Origin of the sequence: Antarcticibacterium sp. 1MA-6-2 (assembly GCF_021535135.1) — a bacterium.
Taxonomy (GTDB): Bacteria; Bacteroidota; Bacteroidia; order Flavobacteriales; family Flavobacteriaceae; genus Gillisia.
Genome location: NZ_CP091036.1, coordinates 760,210 through 780,789, shown reverse-complemented (window position 1 = coordinate 780,789; position 20,580 = coordinate 760,210). Strand labels below are relative to the sequence as shown.

Sequence of the window (20,580 nt, the reverse complement as noted above, 5' to 3'; positions counted from 1 at the left end):
TAAAAATATGCCGTCTTCGGCAATTATTTGTATCGATAGTTAGTCATCTGCCAAGTTACGAAAGTGGGGATTCAAATAAAAATAGAATGAAGTACAGAATACAGCCTACCTACTGAACTTTATAGATTCTGAAGAAATGCCAGCGTGTCTACATTATCTGCAAAATCAGATAAACCCGGTTGCTGACTTTTTCCGAAATCTATGGATACCGAATCGCCGGAAACCACGCACTGCAGGTTTTCAGAATTTTGCTGAAGCAGGTCCTTTAATGACGCATCATTAGAGTACTCCTCATAAAAAACAGTGGCAATTGGAGAACCAAAATTTTTATCCTCCTTAAGGATTAGAAAACCATTATCGAGGAAAGGAAATTCACTCATCAGGTATACCGCTTTATTGTAGTCGTAGTTGTTGGCATATTTCGCATGATCCAAAAGTCTTTCCCAGGGAGCAATTGCTTTATAGAAGGCGTCAAAATCATAACCTATAGGAACATAAAGTTTTGAAACGTTTCTGCAGCCAAGGCCAAAATATTTAAAAATGTCCTCTCCAAGTGCCTCTAGCTGTTCACGACTTTCTTCTCCGGTGAGAACAGCAACAGAATTGCGGTTCTTCCTGATAATAGAAGGTTTACTGGCAAAATAGTATTCAAAATATCGGGCGGTATTATTACTGCCCGTTGCAATAACAGCATCAAAATTTTGAAGTCGTCCTTCTGTAAAAGATATCCTGTTTCTGTATTCCGGTTCCAGGGAGTAGAGGTATTCAGCGATAAGAGGAAGTAATTTTTGATCATTGGAGGACTGTTTTGCTATGAGCCTGTTTCCTGAAATGAGAACTGAAAGAAAATCATGGAAGCCTACCAGGGGAATATTTCCTGCCATTATTATAGCAACAGTCTTTAATTGTTCTTCTTTGAAATTATAAGGAGCTATCCAGTTGTTAATGTTCTCTTCAGTTAAAGCCTGGCTCCATTGGTCAAGTGAAAACAAAATATTCTCCTTTGTAAACCATCCATTGTAATGAATTGCCCTTTCAATTTGCTCCTGCAGTGCTTTGAAAACCTTTTCATTCTTAGGGAACCCGGCGGGAACTGCTCCCCCCGCATTACTAAACTGATTAAGAAAAACGCCAAGTTCAATAAAATGTTCCTTCCGCTGCTGTATTGTCATCTGTCTTATTTGGTTATGAATTGATTTGGCTTTAAATTTGTGCACGAAAATAAAAGTTATTGATCACAATTCTCTTACAATTCCTATAAAAATAGAGGATAAATTCCTGCCAGTATTTTTAGGAAGTAAGAGATAATTAAATAAATAAAAAGCTATGGCAATTGTAATAACAGATGAATGCATAAACTGCGGAGCCTGTGAGCCGGAGTGCCCAAATACAGCGATTTACGAAGGTGCTGATGATTGGAGATATGCTGATGGAACAGATTTAGAAGGAAACGTAGTACTTTGGGATGGCCGTAAAGCTAATGCTAATGAACCACAGGAGCTTAGTGAGTGATGAGATCTATTATATAGTTCCTGATAAATGTACAGAATGTAAAGGTTTTCATGAGGAACCACAATGTGCTGCTGTATGTCCAGTAGATTGTTGCGTACCTGATGAGGATCATGTAGAAACAGAGGAAAAGCTTCTAACAAAACAGAGGTTCATGCACCATGACTAAAGTTTTCTCACAAAACAAAAATCCCGCTACTGGCGGGATTTTTTTGTTTTAGGTTCTTATGAAACCAGGAATTTTAATTCATTCCTATAAATTGAAGGTGTTTTACCCGTGAACTTCTTGAATTGTTTATTAAAATGGCTAAAATTATTAAATCCACTTTCAAAACAAACATCTAGAATACTCACTTGCTTTTCGTGAAGCAATTTAGCTGAATGTACCAACCTGTACTCATTAACAAACTGAACAAAGGTTTTTCCTGTTATTTTTTTAAAATAGCGACAAAATGATGGTACTGTCATACTCACCATATCGGCAACCTCTTCCAGGGTAATTAAACGATGAAATTCTTCCTTTACAAAATTAAAAATAATATTGATCCTGTTATTGTCCTGTAATTCGGCTTCCAGGACAAAGCCCTGGGCGTTGAGTATTGTATAATTTTCAGCTTCTTCAAGAAGTTTAAAAACCTGCAATAAACCCAGTAAGCGTTCATAATGATTTTTATCTTTTAGTTCTTCAATAGCATTACCTATCATACGTTTTTCATTGCCGTGATATACAATTCCCATTTTTGCACTGTTAAGGAGTGACTTTATGTTTCTCATTTCAGGAATATCAAAAAACGCAGATCCTAAAAAGTCCGGCTTGAGTTGTATTACAGTTTCGCATTCATTCTTGGTAAGCCCATCGGTAAACCCGCAATGAGGTAAATTAGAACCTATAAGTATAAGATCCCCTTTTCTATAATAAGAAATATGGCTTCCTATTTGTCTTTTGCCTGAACCTCCGTTTACGTACACCAATTCAATTTCGGGATGGTAATGCCAAAAGGTATGACTCTTATTTTGGTGAGTAGAATCATATCTACGGTATGAAAATGAACTGCCAAAAGCTCTACCTTTTCAAAAGTGGGTTTTATTAAAGTTTTCATTTCCTGCAATTTTAGAAGATAAAATTTACTATCATTCCTTTTTAGGCACGTAGCCGTTTTTAACGCAAAAATATGCTATTTTATCATTAATCGTTTGCGTAAAGAGATCTAAGGGTAAAATTGCAAATTAATTGGAATATTCTGGACTCAAATTAGATCTAAAGCTGCAGTAGGTTTGTAAGGAAGATAAGTATTAACCTTTAAACCTAAAATTATGAGAAATGTTTTTAAACTTTTAGTGATGCTGATTATGCTGGTAAATTTTGAAGTAAAAGCGGCCGATGGATTTGACGTAAAGGTGTCAAGTGATCAAATCCTTACTGTTGAACTTGCCGAAGAAGAAAAAGGAGCAATTCTTTTTTTCAGGATGAAAAAGGAGAAATCCTATTTAAGGATAATCTTCTATTAAAGAATAATTATAAAAAAACCTTTAATCTTGAAGTAATTCCAAATGGTGTCTATTTCCTTATTTTGGAAAAAGAGCACAGTTTCCAAACAACAGAAGTAACAAAAACTGTTTCAGGAATAGAGTTGACGGGGAAATCATCCAGGACTATTTTTAAACCACAATTTAAAGCGGAGAAAAATCTTGTAAAAGTTTTTCTAACCAACCCGGGTATGAAGGAAACTTCTTTTGTGGTCTATGACAAAAAGGGCGGTTTGGTCAATACTATATATTGTAATGATTTAATAGTAAAGAAAACATTAGATTTTTCTAAAGTGCCTGCGGGTAAATACACCATTACTGTTCATGTAAATGGCAGAAGTTTTACCAAAGAAGTTCAGGTAGGATAACAAACTCTTAAACAAATAAATAATCCTGCTCTAACGGCAGGATTATTTATTTTAAAACTTTTTAAAATTATAGTTCTTAATTATTTGTATCTCTTTTAAGATAGATAATACCCATAGGAGGAAGGGTAAGTGAAACTGAATGATCTTTTCCGTGAGTTGGCACAGCTTCAGAATTAACAGTATCAGAATTCCTGATGTTACTTCCTCCAAAGCCCTGGTCGTCACTGTTAAAAATTTCCCTCCAGTTCCCCTGGTAGGGCACTCCAATCCTGTAGTTTTCCCTTGGAACCGGAGTGAGATTACAAACCACAAGTATGTATTCTCTGGGATCGTCACCTTTTCGAAGGAAACTTATTACGCTGCTCTCAGCATCATTAAAGTCTACCCACTCAAAACCTTCAGCATCAAAACCTTTTTCGTACAGTGCTTAGTTCATTTTTATACAGTCGGTTTAAAGCGGAGATAGTTTGTTGGATTTGCCTATGAGGTTCTTCATTAGTAAGATGCCATTCCAGACTACCGTCATGGTTCCATTCGCTTGGCTGTGCAAATTCAGCACCCATAAACAACAATTTTGTTCCGGGATGGGCATACATATAGGAATAAAGGGACCTTAAATTGGCGAATTTATTCCAGTGATCGCCCGGCATTTTGTTAATAATGGATTGTTTACCATAAACCACTTCATCGTGGGATAGCGGCAACATAAAATTTTCAGTAAACGCGTAAGTTGTACTAAAAGTAATGGTATTCTGGTGATGCTTCCTGTGAATAGGATCTTTCTGAAAATACTCCAGGGTGTCATGCATCCAACCCATCATCCATTTCATACCAAAGCCTAAGCCGCCCATATAAGTTGGTTTTGAAACCATTGGCCAGGCGGTGGATTCTTCAGCTATAGTCATGGTATCGGGAAATTCCGAATAAACTACTTCATTGAATTCTTTGAGGAAGCTTATAGCTTCCAGGTTTTCATTACCTCCGTGTTCGTTTGCTTCCCATTCTCCATGTTTTCTGGAGTAATCGAGGTAAAGCATCGAAGCCACGGCATCTACCCGTAATCCGTCGGCATGGAATACGTCCAGCCAGTAGAGGGCATTACTGATAAGGAAGGATCGCACCTCGTTTCGACCATAGTTAAAGATATAGCTTTGCCAGTCCGGATGGAAACCTTTTCTTGGATCCTGATGTTCATATAGAAATGTACCATCAAAATAATGCAGACCGTGCATATCAGACGGGAAGTGGGAGGGAACCCAATCAAGAATTACCCCAATACCAGCCTGATGCAGGGAATCAATTAAGTGCATAAAATCCTGAGGTGTTCCAAACCTACTGGAAGGCGCAAAATATCCAGTAACCTGGTAACCCCAGGATCCAAAAATGGATGCTCCATCACGGGCATAAATTCTACGTGCGTAAATCCGGTTTCATTTAGGTACTGTGGCAGTTGATCAGCAAGTTCCCTGTAAGATAGAGATCTCATATCTTCTTCAGGCACTCTTTTCCAGGAGCCTACGTGTAATTCGTAAACTGAAACAGGTTTTGCATTTCCTGCATTCGCTTTCCTGTCAGCAAGCCATTTTTTATCATTCCAGCTTGCTTTTAGGTCCCAAACGACTGAGGCAGTATTTGGCGGAACTTCCCAGTAGAACGCGAAGGGATCTCCTTTTTCCACTTCATAGCCATTGTTGGATTTGATAAAATATTTATAAAGGCTACCATTTTTAGCTTCCGGTATAAAAGCTTCCCAAATTCCCGAACCATCTGGCCGGGCAGTCATTGGGTGAGCTTGCTGTACCAATCATTAAAATCTCCAATTACAGAAACCTGGCTGGCGTTAGGAGCCCAAAGGGCAAAGTATACACCGCTGGTACCGTTAAAGTCCATTACATGAGATCCTAATTTTTTATAGAGATGAAAATGTTTTCCTTCTTTAAAAAGATGGATATCTAAATCTGAAAGTAAAGAAATCTCATCAAACTTTTTTTCTGCTGCTTTCTCTTCATTTCTGGTTCTAATATCCTTTGCCGCCTTTTGAATTTTTCCTGCCTTTTCTTTTATCTCATCCTTCGGAATAATCTTGTCAACGGCTTTATTGACAAGGTCAATTTCAGGTGAAAGATCATTTTTAAGCTTTTTCGCTTTTTTCTGAACTTCTTCAGGGTCAGGTAGAATGTCTTTCGCAGTTTTTAAAATCGTATTCCGGGTCTCTTCATCCGGAAGAATTTTGTCGGCAATGTTCTTAGCAGTTGAAGTTGCAAGATTTTTAAGGTCTTCTGCAGTAGAAGTACCGGAGTCTTCATCTTTAGATTTTTTATTTGTGGTCCTTTTTCCACTTCCTTTTACCTCAGGACCAGGGGCAGATTTCTCTTCTGATTTTGCTGAGGATTTGGAGGTTTTACTTCCAGCAGTGGATTTAGTTGCTCTTTTTGCAGATTCTTTGCCAGCTCCAGCGCCTTTCCCTGTTTTCTTACCTTTTTGAGTACTACCTATTCCAGTGTTGTCGGCTTCATTTGAAGAAGTAGACTCCGGCAACTTCTTTTTTGGAACAGGTAACTTTTTAGGCTTGTCTCCCGAAGAATCCTTTTCGGCTCCAGGAAGGTTTGTTCCAATATCTGCAGTTTTGTCCTTACCGGAAAGACTTCCTTTTGCAGGTTGACTCACTTTAGCTTGCTTTTTAGCCCTGGCTGTTTTGCCGGAGGTGTTTACCGCAGGATCATTTCCGCTTACCAGCCCCGCATTGTTTGCATTACCATCTTCTAAACCCGTAGCTGTTCCTTTTTCTTTGTCAGAAAATCTACCTTCAGCTCCGTGAGTTATTTTTGATGGCTTTTTCACCTGTGCTTTTGTGCTTAGTTTTTCTTTTCTCTTCCCCTCTAGGTGAGCCGGAATCGTCTGTAGAACCCGTAGCTCCTGAAGGTGAAAAAGATCCTTCATTTTGCCCGGAAAACCCCGGCTCTTCCCTTTGCGGTAATTTACTTGTATCTTTTGGTTGTGGGGACTTATTATTAGCGTCCCCTGCATTATCGCTTAGTGGCAGAAGGCATTTTTAAGTCACTATCGGTAACCTTTTTGCTTTTTGCACCAGTTGTTGGTTTTTGATTCTCTATGTTGTTGTCGGTTGTATTTATTTCTTTTCGTTTAGCCATTTCTATACCTCCCTATTATTGTTTTAATGCCCCTTAGCGGTATTAATACCCAGTTAGGACGATTATTTAGTTCGTAATTCAGTTCATAAACTGCTTTTTCAAGCAGGAATGTTTCCATCAGTATCTTAAAATCTTCCTGATCCTGAGGGATAAAGTCGCTTTCTCCCACACTTTCGTTATAACCCTGCAGGTATAAACGTGTAATGTGGTAATACCAGGCTTCTGCCCAGGCTTCCAGATCGCCATCTTTTCTTTGTTGCTCAAATTCCGGCTCCATTATGCTACTGTAGGCGGCATAATGAAAGGAACGTACCATTCCGGCAACGTCTCGTAAAGGTGACCTTTTTAATCTTCGTTCGCTAAAAGCTCGTGCTGGTTCTCCTTCAAAATCAATGATTATGAAATCTTTTCCTGTCCACAATACCTGCCCGAGGTGATAATCACCGTGGGTACGTATTTTCATCACAGGAATCTTATGGTCATAGATCCTTTTGAATACCCGTAGCACCTCGTCCTTCATATCAAGCACTTCCTTTGCTTCCTTTTGGATCTCTTCAGGTAAATTTTTCAGACTTTTCTGAAGCATCTGAAAAGAATTCCTTGTAAGCGATTGTAAAGAAGAGTAAACCGATCTCTGATAATGTAACGAGAATTCTTCATGTTTAAAATCTTTTTGATCTGGTCGTGCGGCGAGGGCAGTGTGCATTTCAGCAGTACGTTGTCCCAGAAGATGAGCTCTTTCAGGATAAATTACTCCCAGGAATTCCTTCATGGATTCAGGAATGTCATCATATTTTATTGGTTGTGTAAGTTCTCCCTGTGCCTGCTCCAGTTTTACCTCTTTTGAACGAGTCATAACACCTTCAAAATATCTCTCCAGAGAATCTTTTGTGTAATCCCAGGCATCTCCCTGATTAGGAATAAGATCCTGCATCATACCCAAAACTATTATCTTATTAGGTCCCGGGTTAAATTCTATAGCTCCTACAAACTGAGGAGAATTTTTATAATCGGTTTTTTCTGAAAGATATCTTGTGATCTCCAGATCCGGGTTAATTGTACTGTCAAGTTTCCTGTATAGTTTAAGGAAGTACTTATTGTCGTAGATCAGGGATGTATTACTTTGTTCTGCATTTAAAACTCTGGAATGGATTTCACCTTTACCCAGGTCGTTTCCGTCATCGCTTTGATAGAAAACAAGATCACCCACGCCATTTTGAATCTTTTTCCCTTTTCTTATGTTGCTAAAGATTTGATTTCGGAAATTTTCATTGTAAACTGCATCAAACAGGATCCCTTCCTCGTTTCCAAGGTATGTAGTACAAATGATCCCTTTTTTAGGAATCTCTTTTACCTGTTCATCCTTGTGACAGGGCATATAAGCCAAAGGAAGTTGATAAGTTTCGGGCAAGCCATCATTATAATTGATTTCAAGCGTAATCCAGGAAGTAGGAATATCTTTTACAGGCATTTCTAAATGACTAACTATAGATATATTTTGAATAACCCTGGATTTACCTCCAAACCATCTACAGGAATTGAGATATGCTTAGTAAGATTTTATTTTCAAATTTTGCTCTTACTTTATTATCAAAAAGATCCTGCCATTCTCCCAACTTTAATGTTTGCTTCTTTTTTTCCGGTCCTTCAACCTGCCCCTTTTCCTTTTCTAAAAGGAACCAATAGTAGCCGTGAGGCGCCATTGTGAACAGGTAAGGGTTCTCTGTCACTTGTGGGAATTTATTATGACTAAAAACTTCAACAGGAGTATAACCTTCATAACCTTCCAGTTCGAGTTCCGCTGCCTGAGGGAATCTGGAAAGATTTGCAAGAACAAGAATTTCTTCTTCTTCAAATGAGCGGGTATAAGCAATGATTTTAGCATTGGCAGGAGACAGGAATTTTATATCCCCCCAGCCAAAAGCTTTAAATCTCTTTCTCATAGCGATAATTCGTTTCATCCACCATAATAAGGATGAAGAATTCATTAACTGCGATTCTACGTTAACAGACTCATATTTGTATTCAGGATCAATTATTACTTAAGCAGATACAGCTTGTGAGGATTAGCATGTGAAAATCCGGCATTTCTGTCTGCCGACCATTGCATTGGTGTACGAACACCGTCACGGTCTCCTAAATAAAAATTGTCTCCCATTCCTATTTCATCTCCGTAGTAAATTATAGGTGTACCGGGTAGAGAAAATAGCAGCACATTCATTAACTCGATCTTGCTGCGGTTGTTCTCTAAAAGAGGGGCAAGTCTGTGCCTGATACCTACATTGATCTTAGCCTGCGGGTCCTTTGTATATACTTTATACATGTAATCCCTTTCTTCATCAGTCACCATCTCGAGCGTTAGTTCATCATGGTTTCTAAGGAAGATACCCCACTGGCAGGATTCAGGTATTTCAGGAGTTTGATCAATAATATCAATTATAGGATACCTGTCTTCCATTTTTACAGCCATGAACATTCGCGGCATAATTGGGAAGTGGTAATTCATATGACACTCATCTCCATCACCAAAATAGGCTGCAGAATCCTCCGGCCACATATTTGCTTCAGCTAAAAGAAGTTTATCATCAAAATGTTCGTCTACATAAGATCTTAATTTCTTTAAAAACTCATGCGTAGGTTCTAAATTTTCACAGTTGGTATTTTCTCTTTCGAACAGATATGGTACCGCATCCAGGCGGAATCCATCCACTCCCATTTTGCACCAGAAATCGAGAATTTTAAAGATCTCCTTCTGAACATTTTCATTATCGAAATTAAGGTCTGGTTGATGAGAGAAGAACCTGTGCCAGAAGTAGGCTTTGGCTTCAGGATCCCAGGTCCAGTTGGAAGGCTCAGTATCAGTAAAAATGATCCTCGCATCTTTATATTTGTTAGGATCCTCACTCCAAACGTAATAATCTCTATGGTCAGACCCCTCAGGAGCTCTTCTTGCTCTCTGGAACCATGGATGCTGGTCTGAGGTGTGGTTAATTACAAGTTCCGTAATAATTTTTAATCCGCGTTTGTGAGCCTCTTTAATAAGTTTTTTGAAGATTTTGATATCTCCATATGAAGGATTTATAGAATAATAATCAGCTATATCATAGCCATCATCCCTAAGAGGAGAAGGGTAGAAGGGTAGTAGCCAAATTGCCGTAACTCCAAGATCTTCAAGGTAATCAAGTTTTTGCATGAGACCTGCAAAATCACCTATTCCATCTCCATTACTGTCAAAGAACGCTTTGATATGCAATTCATAGATTATGGCATCTTTGTACCAATATATTTGATCATCTTTATTAGTTTGGTCTGTCATAGTTTTCTTTTTTCTTCGCTTTTTATGCTTTTTCTACTTTAAAAATATGGGCTGGTATAGCCTGAGGGTGGAGTGCAACATAGTTCCATTCATTTTCCCAGAAGTACTTATTACCAGATAAAAGATCGGTTACAGAATAGGGTTCGTTTTCTTTTAATCCGAAATCCTTTAAAGGAACTTTAACCCAACCTGCCTGGCTGTGCTCAGGATCAAAGCTTACTGCAATTAATAATTTATTTTCTTTATCCTCGCTTATTTTGGAATAGCAAAGGAGTTGATTGTTATCGGTGTCACAAAATTCTACATTCCAGGTGCTTTGTAGTGCTTTATTTTCTTTTCTTATTTGGTTAAGACTGGTTATAACTTCTTTTATTTTATTTTGCCTGTTCCAGTCCCAATGTTTCACCTCATATTTTTCAGACCTGGTATATTCTTCTTTCCCGGGATAGGCTTCATTAAGACCAAATTCGAATAAAGGCCCATACATACCATAATTAGAGGATAAGGTCCCTGCCAGAAGAAGACGTATTAAAAAGGATGGTTCTCCTTTATTTTCCAAAGAAATGGGAAGAATATCGGGTGTGTTCGGCCAGAAATTAGGACGGAAGTAATCTCTCATATCGGTCTTTGTAAGTTCTGTCATATATTCTATAAATTCCTCTTTTGAATTTCTCCATGTAAAATAGGTGTACGATTGAGTAAAACCAATTTTCCCCAGTTTTTCCATTATTCTTGGACGGGTGAAAGCTTCAGCCAGAAATAATATTCCGTCATACTTCAGATTTATTTCCCTTATTAGCCATTCCCAAAATATAAAGGATTTTGTATGTGGATTATCAACCCTAAATATTTTGACTCCTTTGTCAATCCAGTATTCTACTACACTTTTTAACTCCTGCCATAGATTCTCCCAGTCGGCAGTTTCAAAATTCACTTAAGCAGAACGTCCTGGTATTTTTTCGGCGGATTTTCAGCATATTGTACAGTTCCATCGGGTCGCCATTTAAACCATTGCGGATGATCTTTAACGTAAGGATGATCGGGAGAACACTGGATAGCAAAGTCTAAGGCGATTTCCATTCCCAAATCATTGGCCTTACTAACAAAGTTTGTAAAATCATCTATGGTTCCCAATTCGGGATGAACGGCTTTGTGTCCTCCTTCTTTTGCACCAATTGCCCAGGGAGATCCGGGATCACCAGGCTGAGCTTCGGTGGCGTTATTCACACCTTTTCTATGACTTCGGCCAATTGGATGAATAGGTGGTAAGTAGATTACATCAAACCCCATACGGGCGATTTCAGGAAGAATTCTTTCACTGGTGGCAAAGTTCCCGTGAGTACCTTCCTCGGGAGACGTTGAACGTGGAAAAAATTCGTACCAGGAACTAAATAATGCTCTTTCTCTCTCCACCAGTACCTCAAGAACTTTATCATACTTAGTGAGCTTTTGTTCTGTCCCTGTTTTGATACATTACCTCGGTCACTTCCTCGTTAAGTGCGAGTTCAACAGATCTTTTGTCATTCTCATCCTTACGAAGTTCTTCTATCCACGATTGAAGTTTCTTCTTTTGAGGGGCAGAAGCACGTGCGATCGCCTCCTCCATCATTTGTGCTCCAATAAGAAGCTCAGTTTTTATTGGTTGCCTGTCGTCATATTTCTTTTTTAAACCATACTGCCAGGTTGCAAAATGGTCGACCCATGCCTCTATAGTGTATTCGTAAAATCCGGTTGCTTAGTAATTGAAAAGAACCACGCCAGCGATCATTGATTACAAATTCCAGTCGTTTTTCATTCCACTTTTTTTCCTTGTTCTTTCCTTTTACTTTTTCCCGATATAAAATAACTGCATCTACCTTTTCGTGGCCATCAGTAAAAATATCAGCCTTAATTTCTATACTTTCCTTAATTACTCTTTTAATGGGATATTTCCCACAATCTATTACTTAGTGAAACATTATCTATACTTACTCTTCTATGGCCTTCTATCTTCATTATGATCTTTTTGTTTTTACTCCTATTATGCTTAGTTTCGTTGAAAAATCTACCGTTTTTATTTTAAAGTACTTAAATTTAGATAAGTGTAGCTGACTTCACCGTTAAAAAATTACTAAACCTTAAAACATACCCCTATATCCTTCTTAGATTTGGAAAATTCAGAGAAATTGATAATATGTATAGAAAGATAGGAGCAGAATTTTTAAATGAAGACAATACAAAATTTACTGTTTGGGCACCCTCACAAGAAAATGTTGAGGTAATAATAAAAGGTAAAGAAAAAAGCGAAAAACTTCAAAAGGATAAACACGGCTATTGGGAAGGAACGATCTCAAATACTCCACCCGGCACTTTATATAAGTTTAAACTCAACAACAAAAATGAATTTCCAGATCCTGCTTCACGTTCTCAACCAGAGGGTGTGCACTCCTGGTCTCAGGTAGTGGATCAAAATGCTTTTAAGTGGGAAGAAAAATCCTGGAAAGGCATTTCTATTAAGGATATGGTGATCTATGAGCTTCACGTAGGAACTTTTACTTCAGAAGGAACCTTTAAAGCGGTCACAGAAAAATTAGACCATTTACTTGAATTAGGCATTAATACAATAGAAATACTACCTATTTCCCAATTTCCCGAGAACAGGAACTGGGGTTACGACGGGGTGTATCCATATGCTGCACAACATAGTTATGGTGGTGTGGAAGGATTAAAAAAAATGATCAATACCTGCCATCAAAAGGGTATTGCTGTTATACTGGACGCTGTATATAACCATATGGGGCCGGAAGGGAATTATCTTTCTCAATATGGTCCCTATTTTACTGAAAAGTATAAAACCCCCTGGGGAGCAGCTTTAAATTATGATGATAAACACAGTGACGAAGTAAGGAATTTTTTTATTCAGAATGTCCTTATGTGGCTTGAAGAATTTAGATTTGACGGGTTACGCCTGGATGCCATCCATGAAATTATAGACAGAGGTGCGCGGCATTTGCTTAAGGAAATGAGCCAGAAGGTGGATGGACTTCAGGAAAAGACGGTTAGAGGCAATATGTGCTCATTGCAGAAAGTGATCTTAATGACACTAAAATAATTAACGACTATGAAAAGGGCGGTTACGGTCTTGAAGGTCAATGGGTAGATGACTTCCATCACGCTCTACATACTGTTCTTACAGGCGAAACTGATGGATATTATAAAGACTTCGGAAAAATTTCACATCTGGAAAAAGCATTTAAACAGGCTTTTATATATGATGGAATTTATTCCAATTTTAGAAAGAGAACTGTGGGAAATAATCCTTTGGGATTACCACCATCAAAATTCGTGGTATGTATTCAAAATCACGACCAGATAGGTAACAGGATGCTGGGAGAACGGCTGCAGGAGTTAATTTCTTTTGAAGGATTAAAACTCGCAGCGGGAGTTTTACTCACTTCACCCTTTGTTCCTATGTTATTTATGGGTGAGGAATTCGCAGAAGATAGACCCTTTCAATATTTTGTAAGTCATGGAGATAAAGACCTGGTAAAAGCAGTGAGGGAAGGAAGAAAACGGGAATTTGAATACTTTTTTGACAATAATACAGGAGATTTCCCTGATCCGCAGGGAGAAGAAACTTTTGAAGCATCCAAATTAAACTGGGAATTTCAGAAGGATGAAAAGAAGAAATTCATTTTTCAGCTTTTATAAAAAGCTATTGGAGCTGCGAAAAAGCGGTGCTTTTGAACCCTTCAGAAGTAATGAAATAATATCTGATTCAAATGAGGAGAAGCGGTTGTTAACTCTTACTGCTGAAGGAGAAAAAAGTCTTTTTGCCGCTTTTAATTTTTCTGACAGTGATCAGGAGGTAAATGTTGCTGAAGGATCCTGGCAACTTTTACTGGCATCGGGAAACAAAGAATGGGGTGGAACCCAGGAGATCAAATTTCAAAGTATTTCCAATAATTTTCAAATACCTGCACATTCTTTCGTGCTTTTAAATAAATAACTATATCAATTAAAAACAAGGGGGAATGGGAGAGCAGGAAAATCTGGCTTTAAAAACATTCTGCCGAAACAATAAAAAATAAGATAATGAATAAGAAATATGTTTGTATCCACGGCCATTTTTATCAGCCGCCTAGAGAAAATCCCTGGTTGAATAAAGTAGAAATACAAGATTCAGCTTATCCTTACCATGACTGGAATCACAGGATCAATGCAGAATGTTATATAAGAAATACATCTTCCCGTATCTGGGACCACGAGGGCAAGATTGAGTCTATTATGAACAACTATGCCTATATGAGTTTCAATATGGGGCCAACCTTATTGGCGTGGATGGAGAACGAAGCTCCGGAAACCTATCGGGGAATTCTTGAAGCAGACAAAGAAAGCCAGGAACGCTTTTCGGGCCATGGTTCTGCTTTGGCACAGGCGTATAATCACCTTATTATGCCTTTGGCTAATGAGAGAGATAAGGAAACCCAGGTCATTTGGGGAATTGCGGATTTTCGGTCAAGATTTAACCGCGAGCCGGAAGGTATGTGGTTAGGTGAAACGGCTGTAAATACTGATACTTTGGAAATGCTGGCAAAGCATAATATTAAATTTACCATTCTTTCTCCATATCAGGCGAAACAGGTGAGGAAATTAGGTGAGGAAAAATGGACAGATGCCACAGATGCAAAAGTGAACACCAGGAGAGCATACGTTTGTAATCTTCCATCAGGCAGAACAATTAACCTGTTCTTTTACGATGGACCTAGCTTCTCAAGGGGTTGCCTTTGAAGGTTTGTTAAATGATGGGGAACGCTTTGCGGATAGGTTACAGGGACAATTTTCAGAAAAAGATGATGTTGAGCTTGTGAATATAGGTACTGATGGGGAGAGCTACGGTCACCACCATCACCTGGGAGAAATGGCGTTGAGCTATTGTCTAAATCATATAAATGAGCACGATGATGCCGAGCTTACTATTTATGGAGAGTTTTTAGAAAAATTTCCTCCTGAATATGAAGCTCAAATTATTGAAAATACTTCCTGGAGCTGTTACCACGGTGTGGAACGCTGGAGAAGCGACTGTGGCTGTAATACTGGAGGAAATGAAGGCTGGAACCAGAAATGGAGAGAACCCTTAAGAAATACCTTCGACTGGGTAAGGGATAATCTCATTGAGCTCTATGAAACCGAAATGGAAAAATACACATCGGAGCCATGGGAAGTAAGAAACCGTTACATCAAGGTAGTTTTAGACCGGGACAGGGATAATGTCCTGGAGTTTTTCAAAGAAAATTTTAAAGCAGATCTTACAGAAGAAGAACAAATAGATCTTTTGAAACTTCTGGAGATGCAATACCATACTATGTTAATGTACACCAGCTGTGGCTGGTTCTTTGATGAAGTCACCGGGATTGAATCTATGCAGGATATTTTCTATGCCAAAAGAGCTATTCAGTTGGCAGAGGAAATTAGTGGCAAAAGTTATGAAGAGGAGTTTGAACAGTTGCTGGAAAAAATACCCAGTAATCTCCCGGAGTATGACACAGCCCTTACAGCCTATAACCAGTTTGTAAAGCCTATGGCACTGGATATGCTTAGAATTGGTGCTCATTACGCTGTTTCATCTTTATTTGAAGATTTTCCGGAAGAGGTAAGCCTGTATAATTTTAGCGCAAGTGTTAAAACGAAATATTATTACGAAGCGGGAAAACAAAAACTCTTAATAGGCCGTACGCAGTTTAGATCTGATGTTACCTGGGAAAATGTAGATATTTCCTATGCGGTATTACATATGGGAGATCATCATTTATTTGGGGGAGTCCGCAAGTATATGGGAGAAGAGGCACTTGAGGAGATGCACAACAGTGTTGCAGGATTTTTTAATAAAGGAAACGTTTATGAGATCTTCAATATGATGGATAATTATTTTGGGAATCATAACTACTCTTTCTGGCACTTGTTCCGTGACGAGCAACGTAGTATCATGGAGCTTGTAATGGAAAATACTTTAAAATCTGTTGAAACCAGTATGCAACAAATCTATGATAACAGTTATCCTCTATTACAGACTTTCAAGGAAATTAATATGAAGGTGCCCAACAGGCTTAAGCTGCCCGTGGATATGGCTGTTAATAATAAACTGGTGAACGAACTCGAAAAGGATGACTTTAGTTTATCGAGATTTAAAAACCTACTTCAGTCTGCCGCACAAATTAATGTCACTTTAGATGTGGTCACTCTCAATTTCCTAACCGATAATCGGCTTAATTATCTAATGAGACAATTAAGGAAAGAGCCGGACAATTATGAGCTAATGAAATCTATTAATGAATTCCTTACCGTTATTAAGAAAAGTGTCTTAGAACCTAACGAATGGGAAGCTCAGAATATAGTTTTCGAGATTAAGGATGAACACTACGACAGATTTATTGACCAAAGTAAGGAGGGTAATGCCCAGGCTAAGGCCTGGCTTTCAGGGTTTGTTGATCTTGAAAAGAAACTAAATCTGGTACCTTAATGAGAAAGCCTGATACAACATATCGTTTACAGCTTTCGCCAGACTTCAAATTTGAAGATCTTAAAAAGATAGTTGATTATCTGGATAGGTTGGGGGTCTCTACTCTGTATTCAGCTCCATTTTTTCGGGCCAGGGAGGGAAGTACCCATGGTTATGACGTGATGGATCCTTTTTCTCTCAATAGGGAAATTGGGAAACTGGAAGAGTTCAGGGAGATTAGTGAAAGGTTGAAAGAATTGCAAATGACATGGTTACAGGACATTGTTCCTAACCACATGGCTTATGATGGAGAGAACGTTTGGCTTAATGAGATCTTTGAGTTGGGGCCATTATCGTCAAGGTACAATTTTTTCGATATTAATTGGGATTACAAAGGTTTAAATAAGGTTATGGCTCCTTTCCTTGGAGGAGAATTAGAAGAAATTCTCAGTAACAAAGAATTAAATATCCAGCTTGGTGAAGAGGGATTCTCACTTGCTTACTATGACAATATTTATCCTTTGAGCAGAGAGTCTTATGCCTACATTCTATCCAATGTATTAAACGGCAAATGGAAGGATCATTTTCAGAATTTTTCCGGGAATGCAGAGGAATGGAAGGATCTAAAAACTTCTTTTCTAAGAAAGGTATATGAAAAAGATGATCAAATTCAACTTGTAAATGACAATGTTAAGGCAATTAATGAGTCTGAAAGCCGAATGAAAGAGGTACTTGATCTTCAATACTTCCTTCCTACTTACTGGAAAAGGACAGAGAAGGAGATCAACTACAGGAGGTTCTTCACAATAAATGATCTTATTTGCCTTAGAATGGAGGATCCGCAGGTATTTGATTCTTACCATACCTATATTAAAGATCTTTGTGACGCAGGCTTAATTCAGGGTTTACGAATAGATCATATAGACGGGTTATTTGATCCTCTCAATTATCTTAAATCTCTAAGGAAGTTGGTGGGCGAAGATTTTTACATTGTAGTAGAAAAGATCTTAGAAGCCGGAGAGGAATTGCCTGAAGACTGGCCTGTAGAGGGAACAAGCGGATATGAATTCCTTGCCCAGATAAACCATCTTTTTACGAAATCATCCAGTGAAAAATATTTTTCTGAATCCTATGCTGAAATAGCACCGGATATTGCAGATTATCACTCGCTGGTCTATGATAAGAAATTATTCATTCTGAAAGAAAGAATGGGTGGAGAATTAGAGAATTTGATGACTCTTTTAAAGGAAATTAATCTACTACCTGAAGATCAAAAGGAAGATAGCTGGAAAGAAGCATTAAGTGCTGTTTTGGCAGCATTTCCTGTTTACAGGATATATCCGCATAATTTTCCGCTTACACCTTTGCAAAAGGGTGTAATTGACGAGGCAATAGAAAAAGCTACAGAAAAAGCGCCCGAATTTGAACAGCAAATTCAGGAGGTAAAAAAATTGTTCCTGGGTGAAGCAGGAAAAAATAAAGAGAACATGTTGTTTTTCCTGCAGAGGTGCCAGCAGTTCAGCGGTCCTCTGGCTGCAAAAGGGGTAGAAGATACTTCCTTCTATATATATAACAGGCTTGCCTCCCATAATGAGGTTGGTGATTCTCCCGAAAATTTCGGAATTACGGTAGAAGAATTTCATCAAAAGATGCTGCAGCGTCTGGAAAATTATCCTTTAGCTATTAGTGCCACAGCAACTCATGACACTAAAAGAGGAGAAGATGCCAGGATGAGGTTAGATGTGCTCAGCGAAATTCCTGAGGAATGGTTTTCAAAGGTTCAGGAATGGAAGATATTAAATCTGGAGGTGAGGAAAAATAAAGAAGTTCCCTCAGCCAATGAAGAATATTTTATTTACCAGGTACTTCTGGGAGGAATGACCTTCGAGAAGGAGGAAGATTTTCTATCCCGCTCAAGCGACTACTTACAAAAAGTTTTACGAGAGGCTAAGGTTCATTCCAATTGGGCACAACCTAATGAACAATATGAACAGGATGTTTTTGATTTTATCAGGGATATTTTAGCTAATGAGAACTTCAGAAAATCTTTTGATGAATTTCAGAAGAAAATTGCCGGGCTGGGAGCAGTAAAATCCCTATCTCAAACTCTCATTAAAATTACCTCCCCCGGTATCCCCGATGTATATCAGGGAACAGAATTGTGGGACCTTAGTTATGTAGATCCCGACAACAGAAGGAAAGTTAATTACGATTTAAGGAAAAAATATTTATCTGAATTTGAGAAATTTAATCATAACCATCTAAAGGAACAGTTAAATACTATTAAAAAGGATTATGGTAGTGGTAAAGTTAAGATGTACACCTTAAACAGAACATTATCTGATAGGAAAAGAAATTTCGATCTGTATCAAAAAGGGGATTACATCCCTCTGAAAATTACTGTAATTCTGCAGAAAGTTTTATAGCCTATGCACGTAGATTAGATGGAGAATATGCAATAATTGTTGCACCTGTGGAAGTATCAAACATCTTTAACCCCGTTGATCTTAATTTGACAAATATTAAGGATCTTCAGGTTATATTACCCGAAGATTTTCCCACCAATTGGACAAATATTTTTACGGAAACAAAATCAGAATCGGGCGATTTTTTACAGGTGAAGGAGCACATAGAACAGTTTCCTGTAGCACTATTTAGAAATAAAAGTAAATAATGGAATTAGAAAGAAGCAGTGGCGTACTATTACATATAACTTCTTTGCCTTCACCGTACGGCATCGGCGATCTTGGTCCTGATGCTTATGAATTCGTGGATTTTTTGGAAGCCTCAGGCCATACTTACTGGCAATTGCTGCCATTAAATCCCACCGATAAAGCTTATAGTTATTCTCCCTACAGCAGTGATTCAGCTTTTGCAGGGAATAAATTACTTATAAGTCCGCAATTGCTCGAGGAGGAGGGGCTGGTAAATTTGAAGAAACTTAAATTTTCCAAGGATAAAACTCCGGAAAAAGTAAATTTTAAGGCTGCGGAAAAATTCAGAGAGAAAGTTCTGGAGGAAGCTTTTCAAAATTTCAGGAATACCAAATCTACCGATTATAATTCATTTTTAAAGAACCACAAGTTTTGGCTGGATGATTATAGTCTCTACAAAGCTTTACACGAGAAACATAAATGCGCCTGGACGAAGTGGCCGGAGGGATTAAGAGATAAAGAAGCTTGTGCCATTAAAGAAGCTAAGGAGGAATTGAGTGAGAATATTAAGAAAACTAAGTTTATCCAGTTTATGTTCTTCACGCAGTGGGAGAAATTAAAAAATTATGCTTCAGTAAGAAGAAAATTAAATTATTTGGAGATATACCTTTTTATATAAATCACGACAGTGCCGACTGCTGGTCATATTCTGAATTCTTCAAGCTTGATGAAGAGAAACAACCTGAAAAAGTATCAGGTGTGCCTCCGGATTATTTCAGTGAAACAGGACAGTTATGGGGAACACCTAGTATACGACTGGAAGCAGCTGAAAGAAGATAAATTTAAATGGTGGGTAGAGAGGGTCAGGCAGAATTTATTGCTTTTCGATCTGGTTCGTTTAGACCATTTCCGCGCATTTGCAGCTTATTGGGAAGTGCCTGCAGGTGAGGACACCGCAATAAACGGAAAATGGGTAAGAACACCCGGAACAGATTTTTTCAGAATAGTAAAAAAAGAATTTCCGGATATGCCTTTAATTGCTGAAGATCTTGGACAGCTGGATGAGCTTAGTTTATAAGCTATTGGAAAAATTTAATTTTCCCGGAATGAATGTTTTGCAATTCGCCTTCGGTGAAGAAAAACGAGAAAATCCCTATTTGCCTTTCAATCACAAACCGCACAGTATAGTTTATACAGGCACTCACGATAACAATACTACAAAAGGATGGTTTAAAGGTGCTGACAAAGCGGCTAAAAAACATTTAAGAAAGTATACCGGGCATGATATTACTAAAGCCAATGCACATGAGGTTATGCATAAATTAGCTTTACAATCGGTAGCCAAAATTGCTGTGGTACCTATGCAGGATATTTTGGGATTGGGAAAGAAGGGTTTAATGAATATCCCGGGTAGTACAAAAGGTAACTGGAGCTGGAGGTTAAAGCCGGGACAACTGCCAGTAGACCGTGTGAAAAAATTGAAGTCTCAAAATAAATTGTACGGCCGCTATTTTTCAGAAAAGAAAAAAGATCAGATAGAAAATAGTAAAGGTTAAGTGTATAAAAAGATGACGAA

23 protein-coding genes and 2 pseudogenes are annotated in these 20,580 nt (G+C 38.2%); 13 read left to right on the top strand and 12 right to left on the bottom strand.

Annotation, left to right across the window (positions count from 1 at the left end; all coding sequences use genetic code 11):
* Positions 1-119 precede the first annotated feature (119 nt).
* Positions 120-1,172, bottom strand: a complete 1,053-nt coding sequence (locus tag LZ575_RS03935; RefSeq protein WP_235328907.1) for an acyl-CoA reductase — start codon at positions 1,170-1,172, stop codon at positions 120-122.
* 154 nt (positions 1,173-1,326) lie between these two features.
* Here LZ575_RS03935 and LZ575_RS03930 point away from each other — a divergent pair.
* Positions 1,327-1,678: pseudogene (locus tag LZ575_RS03930) on the top strand (4Fe-4S dicluster domain-containing protein).
* A 56-nt stretch (positions 1,679-1,734) separates the two neighbouring features.
* Here LZ575_RS03930 and LZ575_RS03925 read toward each other — a convergent pair.
* Both LZ575_RS03925 and LZ575_RS23200 read right to left on the bottom strand, forming a co-directional pair.
* Positions 1,735-2,478, bottom strand: coding sequence for an AraC family transcriptional regulator (locus LZ575_RS03925; RefSeq protein WP_311195956.1), 744 nt, complete (start codon positions 2,476-2,478; stop codon positions 1,735-1,737).
* A complete protein-coding gene (locus LZ575_RS23200) occupies positions 2,469-2,609 on the bottom strand; it encodes a hypothetical protein (protein WP_311195955.1) in 141 nt (46 codons plus the stop codon). The genes LZ575_RS03925 and LZ575_RS23200 overlap by 10 nt, the downstream gene beginning before the upstream one ends.
* 214 nt (positions 2,610-2,823) lie before the next feature.
* Here LZ575_RS23200 and LZ575_RS03920 point away from each other — a divergent pair, with 214 nt between their 5' ends.
* Together LZ575_RS03920 and LZ575_RS03915 are read left to right on the top strand one after the other, a co-directional pair.
* The gene (locus LZ575_RS03920; protein ID WP_235328898.1) at positions 2,824-3,018 is read left to right on the top strand and encodes a hypothetical protein; all 195 of its coding nucleotides are present in this window, start codon (positions 2,824-2,826) and stop codon (positions 3,016-3,018) included.
* A gap of 62 nt (positions 3,019-3,080) precedes the next feature.
* The gene (locus LZ575_RS03915) at positions 3,081-3,404 is read left to right on the top strand and encodes a hypothetical protein (RefSeq protein ID WP_235328895.1); all 324 of its coding nucleotides are present in this window, start codon (positions 3,081-3,083) and stop codon (positions 3,402-3,404) included.
* A 76-nt stretch (positions 3,405-3,480) separates the two neighbouring features.
* Here the strand turns inward: LZ575_RS03915 and glgB are convergent.
* The 9 genes and pseudogenes from glgB to LZ575_RS22265 all read right to left on the bottom strand — a co-directional run bounded on the left by glgB (position 3,481) and on the right by LZ575_RS22265 (position 11,764).
* Positions 3,481-5,378 (bottom strand): annotated as a pseudogene (glgB, locus tag LZ575_RS03910) (1,4-alpha-glucan branching protein GlgB).
* Between the two features lie 1,052 nt (positions 5,379-6,430).
* On the bottom strand, positions 6,431-6,556 hold the full coding sequence (locus tag LZ575_RS22275; RefSeq protein WP_255702761.1) for a hypothetical protein: 126 nt from the start codon (positions 6,554-6,556) through the stop codon (positions 6,431-6,433).
* Positions 6,549-8,045, bottom strand: a complete 1,497-nt coding sequence (locus LZ575_RS03905; protein ID WP_235330669.1) for a putative maltokinase — start codon at positions 8,043-8,045, stop codon at positions 6,549-6,551. The genes LZ575_RS22275 and LZ575_RS03905 overlap by 8 nt, the downstream gene beginning before the upstream one ends.
* Before the next feature lie 40 nt (positions 8,046-8,085).
* Positions 8,086-8,544, bottom strand: a complete 459-nt coding sequence (locus LZ575_RS03900; protein WP_235328881.1) for an alpha-glucosidase C-terminal domain-containing protein — start codon at positions 8,542-8,544, stop codon at positions 8,086-8,088.
* A 50-nt stretch (positions 8,545-8,594) separates the two neighbouring features.
* Positions 8,595-9,872 carry a maltose alpha-D-glucosyltransferase gene (gene treS / locus LZ575_RS03895; protein ID WP_235328879.1) on the bottom strand — a complete coding sequence of 426 codons (1,278 nt, stop codon included), beginning with the start codon at positions 9,870-9,872 and terminating at the stop codon, positions 8,595-8,597.
* A gap of 22 nt (positions 9,873-9,894) precedes the next feature.
* On the bottom strand, positions 9,895-10,806 hold the full coding sequence (locus tag LZ575_RS03890; protein ID WP_235328851.1) for a hypothetical protein: 912 nt from the start codon (positions 10,804-10,806) through the stop codon (positions 9,895-9,897).
* Positions 10,803-11,285, bottom strand: coding sequence for an alpha-amylase family glycosyl hydrolase (locus LZ575_RS03885; RefSeq protein WP_235328841.1), 483 nt, complete (start codon positions 11,283-11,285; stop codon positions 10,803-10,805). Before LZ575_RS03885 ends, LZ575_RS03890 begins: the two co-directional genes overlap by 4 nt.
* A 25-nt stretch (positions 11,286-11,310) precedes the next feature.
* The gene (locus tag LZ575_RS22270) at positions 11,311-11,583 is read right to left on the bottom strand and encodes a maltotransferase domain-containing protein (protein WP_255702949.1); all 273 of its coding nucleotides are present in this window, start codon (positions 11,581-11,583) and stop codon (positions 11,311-11,313) included.
* Positions 11,525-11,764, bottom strand: a complete 240-nt coding sequence (locus LZ575_RS22265) for a maltotransferase domain-containing protein (RefSeq protein WP_255702948.1) — start codon at positions 11,762-11,764, stop codon at positions 11,525-11,527. Before LZ575_RS22265 ends, LZ575_RS22270 begins: the two co-directional genes overlap by 59 nt.
* A gap of 281 nt (positions 11,765-12,045) precedes the next feature.
* Here LZ575_RS22265 and LZ575_RS03875 point away from each other — a divergent pair, with 281 nt between their 5' ends.
* From LZ575_RS03875 to LZ575_RS22255, 10 genes are all read left to right on the top strand, one after another.
* Positions 12,046-12,963, top strand: coding sequence for an alpha-amylase family glycosyl hydrolase (locus tag LZ575_RS03875; RefSeq protein WP_235328839.1), 918 nt, complete (start codon positions 12,046-12,048; stop codon positions 12,961-12,963).
* Positions 12,924-13,562 (top strand): hypothetical protein, encoded by a 639-nt coding sequence (locus LZ575_RS03870; RefSeq protein WP_235328837.1) that lies wholly within the window; start codon positions 12,924-12,926, stop codon positions 13,560-13,562. Before LZ575_RS03875 ends, LZ575_RS03870 begins: the two co-directional genes overlap by 40 nt.
* Positions 13,528-13,860: a DUF3459 domain-containing protein gene (locus tag LZ575_RS03865; protein WP_235328827.1), complete on the top strand. Its 333-nt coding sequence runs from the start codon at positions 13,528-13,530 to the stop codon at positions 13,858-13,860. Before LZ575_RS03870 ends, LZ575_RS03865 begins: the two co-directional genes overlap by 35 nt.
* A gap of 86 nt (positions 13,861-13,946) precedes the next feature.
* The gene (locus tag LZ575_RS03860; protein ID WP_235328817.1) at positions 13,947-14,642 is read left to right on the top strand and encodes a hypothetical protein; all 696 of its coding nucleotides are present in this window, start codon (positions 13,947-13,949) and stop codon (positions 14,640-14,642) included.
* Positions 14,611-16,371 (top strand): DUF3536 domain-containing protein, encoded by a 1,761-nt coding sequence (locus LZ575_RS03855; protein WP_235328814.1) that lies wholly within the window; start codon positions 14,611-14,613, stop codon positions 16,369-16,371. The genes LZ575_RS03860 and LZ575_RS03855 overlap by 32 nt, the downstream gene beginning before the upstream one ends.
* On the top strand, positions 16,371-18,776 hold the full coding sequence (gene treY, locus LZ575_RS03850) for a malto-oligosyltrehalose synthase (RefSeq protein ID WP_235328804.1): 2,406 nt from the start codon (positions 16,371-16,373) through the stop codon (positions 18,774-18,776). The genes LZ575_RS03855 and treY overlap by 1 nt, the downstream gene beginning before the upstream one ends.
* A 247-nt stretch (positions 18,777-19,023) precedes the next feature.
* Positions 19,024-19,683: a 4-alpha-glucanotransferase gene (locus LZ575_RS03845; protein ID WP_235328790.1), complete on the top strand. Its 660-nt coding sequence runs from the start codon at positions 19,024-19,026 to the stop codon at positions 19,681-19,683.
* Entirely contained in the window at positions 19,611-19,844 is a 234-nt protein-coding gene (locus LZ575_RS03840) for a 4-alpha-glucanotransferase (protein WP_235328781.1), read from the top strand. The genes LZ575_RS03845 and LZ575_RS03840 overlap by 73 nt, the downstream gene beginning before the upstream one ends.
* Positions 19,783-20,082 carry a 4-alpha-glucanotransferase gene (locus LZ575_RS22260; RefSeq protein ID WP_255702756.1) on the top strand — a complete coding sequence of 100 codons (300 nt, stop codon included), beginning with the start codon at positions 19,783-19,785 and terminating at the stop codon, positions 20,080-20,082. Before LZ575_RS03840 ends, LZ575_RS22260 begins: the two co-directional genes overlap by 62 nt.
* On the top strand, positions 20,066-20,560 hold the full coding sequence (locus LZ575_RS22255; RefSeq protein ID WP_255702754.1) for a 4-alpha-glucanotransferase: 495 nt from the start codon (positions 20,066-20,068) through the stop codon (positions 20,558-20,560). The genes LZ575_RS22260 and LZ575_RS22255 overlap by 17 nt, the downstream gene beginning before the upstream one ends.
* The last annotated feature ends 20 nt before the right edge of the window (positions 20,561-20,580 follow it).

Coding starts and splice junctions, on each gene's coding strand:
- treS (WP_235328879.1), bottom strand. CDS start 9,872: ATGACAGACCAAACTAATAAAGATGATCAAATATATTGGTACAAAGAT.
- LZ575_RS23200 (WP_311195955.1), bottom strand. CDS start 2,609: ATGAAAACTTTAATAAAACCCACTTTTGAAAAGGTAGAGCTTTTGGCA.
- LZ575_RS03845 (WP_235328790.1), top strand. CDS start 19,024: ATGGAATTAGAAAGAAGCAGTGGCGTACTATTACATATAACTTCTTTG.
- LZ575_RS22275 (WP_255702761.1), bottom strand. CDS start 6,556: ATGGCTAAACGAAAAGAAATAAATACAACCGACAACAACATAGAGAAT.
- LZ575_RS03900 (WP_235328881.1), bottom strand. CDS start 8,544: ATGAATTCTTCATCCTTATTATGGTGGATGAAACGAATTATCGCTATG.
- LZ575_RS03860 (WP_235328817.1), top strand. CDS start 13,947: ATGAATAAGAAATATGTTTGTATCCACGGCCATTTTTATCAGCCGCCT.
- treY (WP_235328804.1), top strand. CDS start 16,371: ATGAGAAAGCCTGATACAACATATCGTTTACAGCTTTCGCCAGACTTC.
- LZ575_RS03865 (WP_235328827.1), top strand. CDS start 13,528: ATGAAAAGAAGAAATTCATTTTTCAGCTTTTATAAAAAGCTATTGGAG.
- LZ575_RS22255 (WP_255702754.1), top strand. CDS start 20,066: ATGAGCTTAGTTTATAAGCTATTGGAAAAATTTAATTTTCCCGGAATG.
- LZ575_RS03875 (WP_235328839.1), top strand. CDS start 12,046: ATGTATAGAAAGATAGGAGCAGAATTTTTAAATGAAGACAATACAAAA.
- LZ575_RS03920 (WP_235328898.1), top strand. CDS start 2,824: ATGAGAAATGTTTTTAAACTTTTAGTGATGCTGATTATGCTGGTAAAT.
- LZ575_RS03855 (WP_235328814.1), top strand. CDS start 14,611: ATGGACCTAGCTTCTCAAGGGGTTGCCTTTGAAGGTTTGTTAAATGAT.
- LZ575_RS03935 (WP_235328907.1), bottom strand. CDS start 1,172: ATGACAATACAGCAGCGGAAGGAACATTTTATTGAACTTGGCGTTTTT.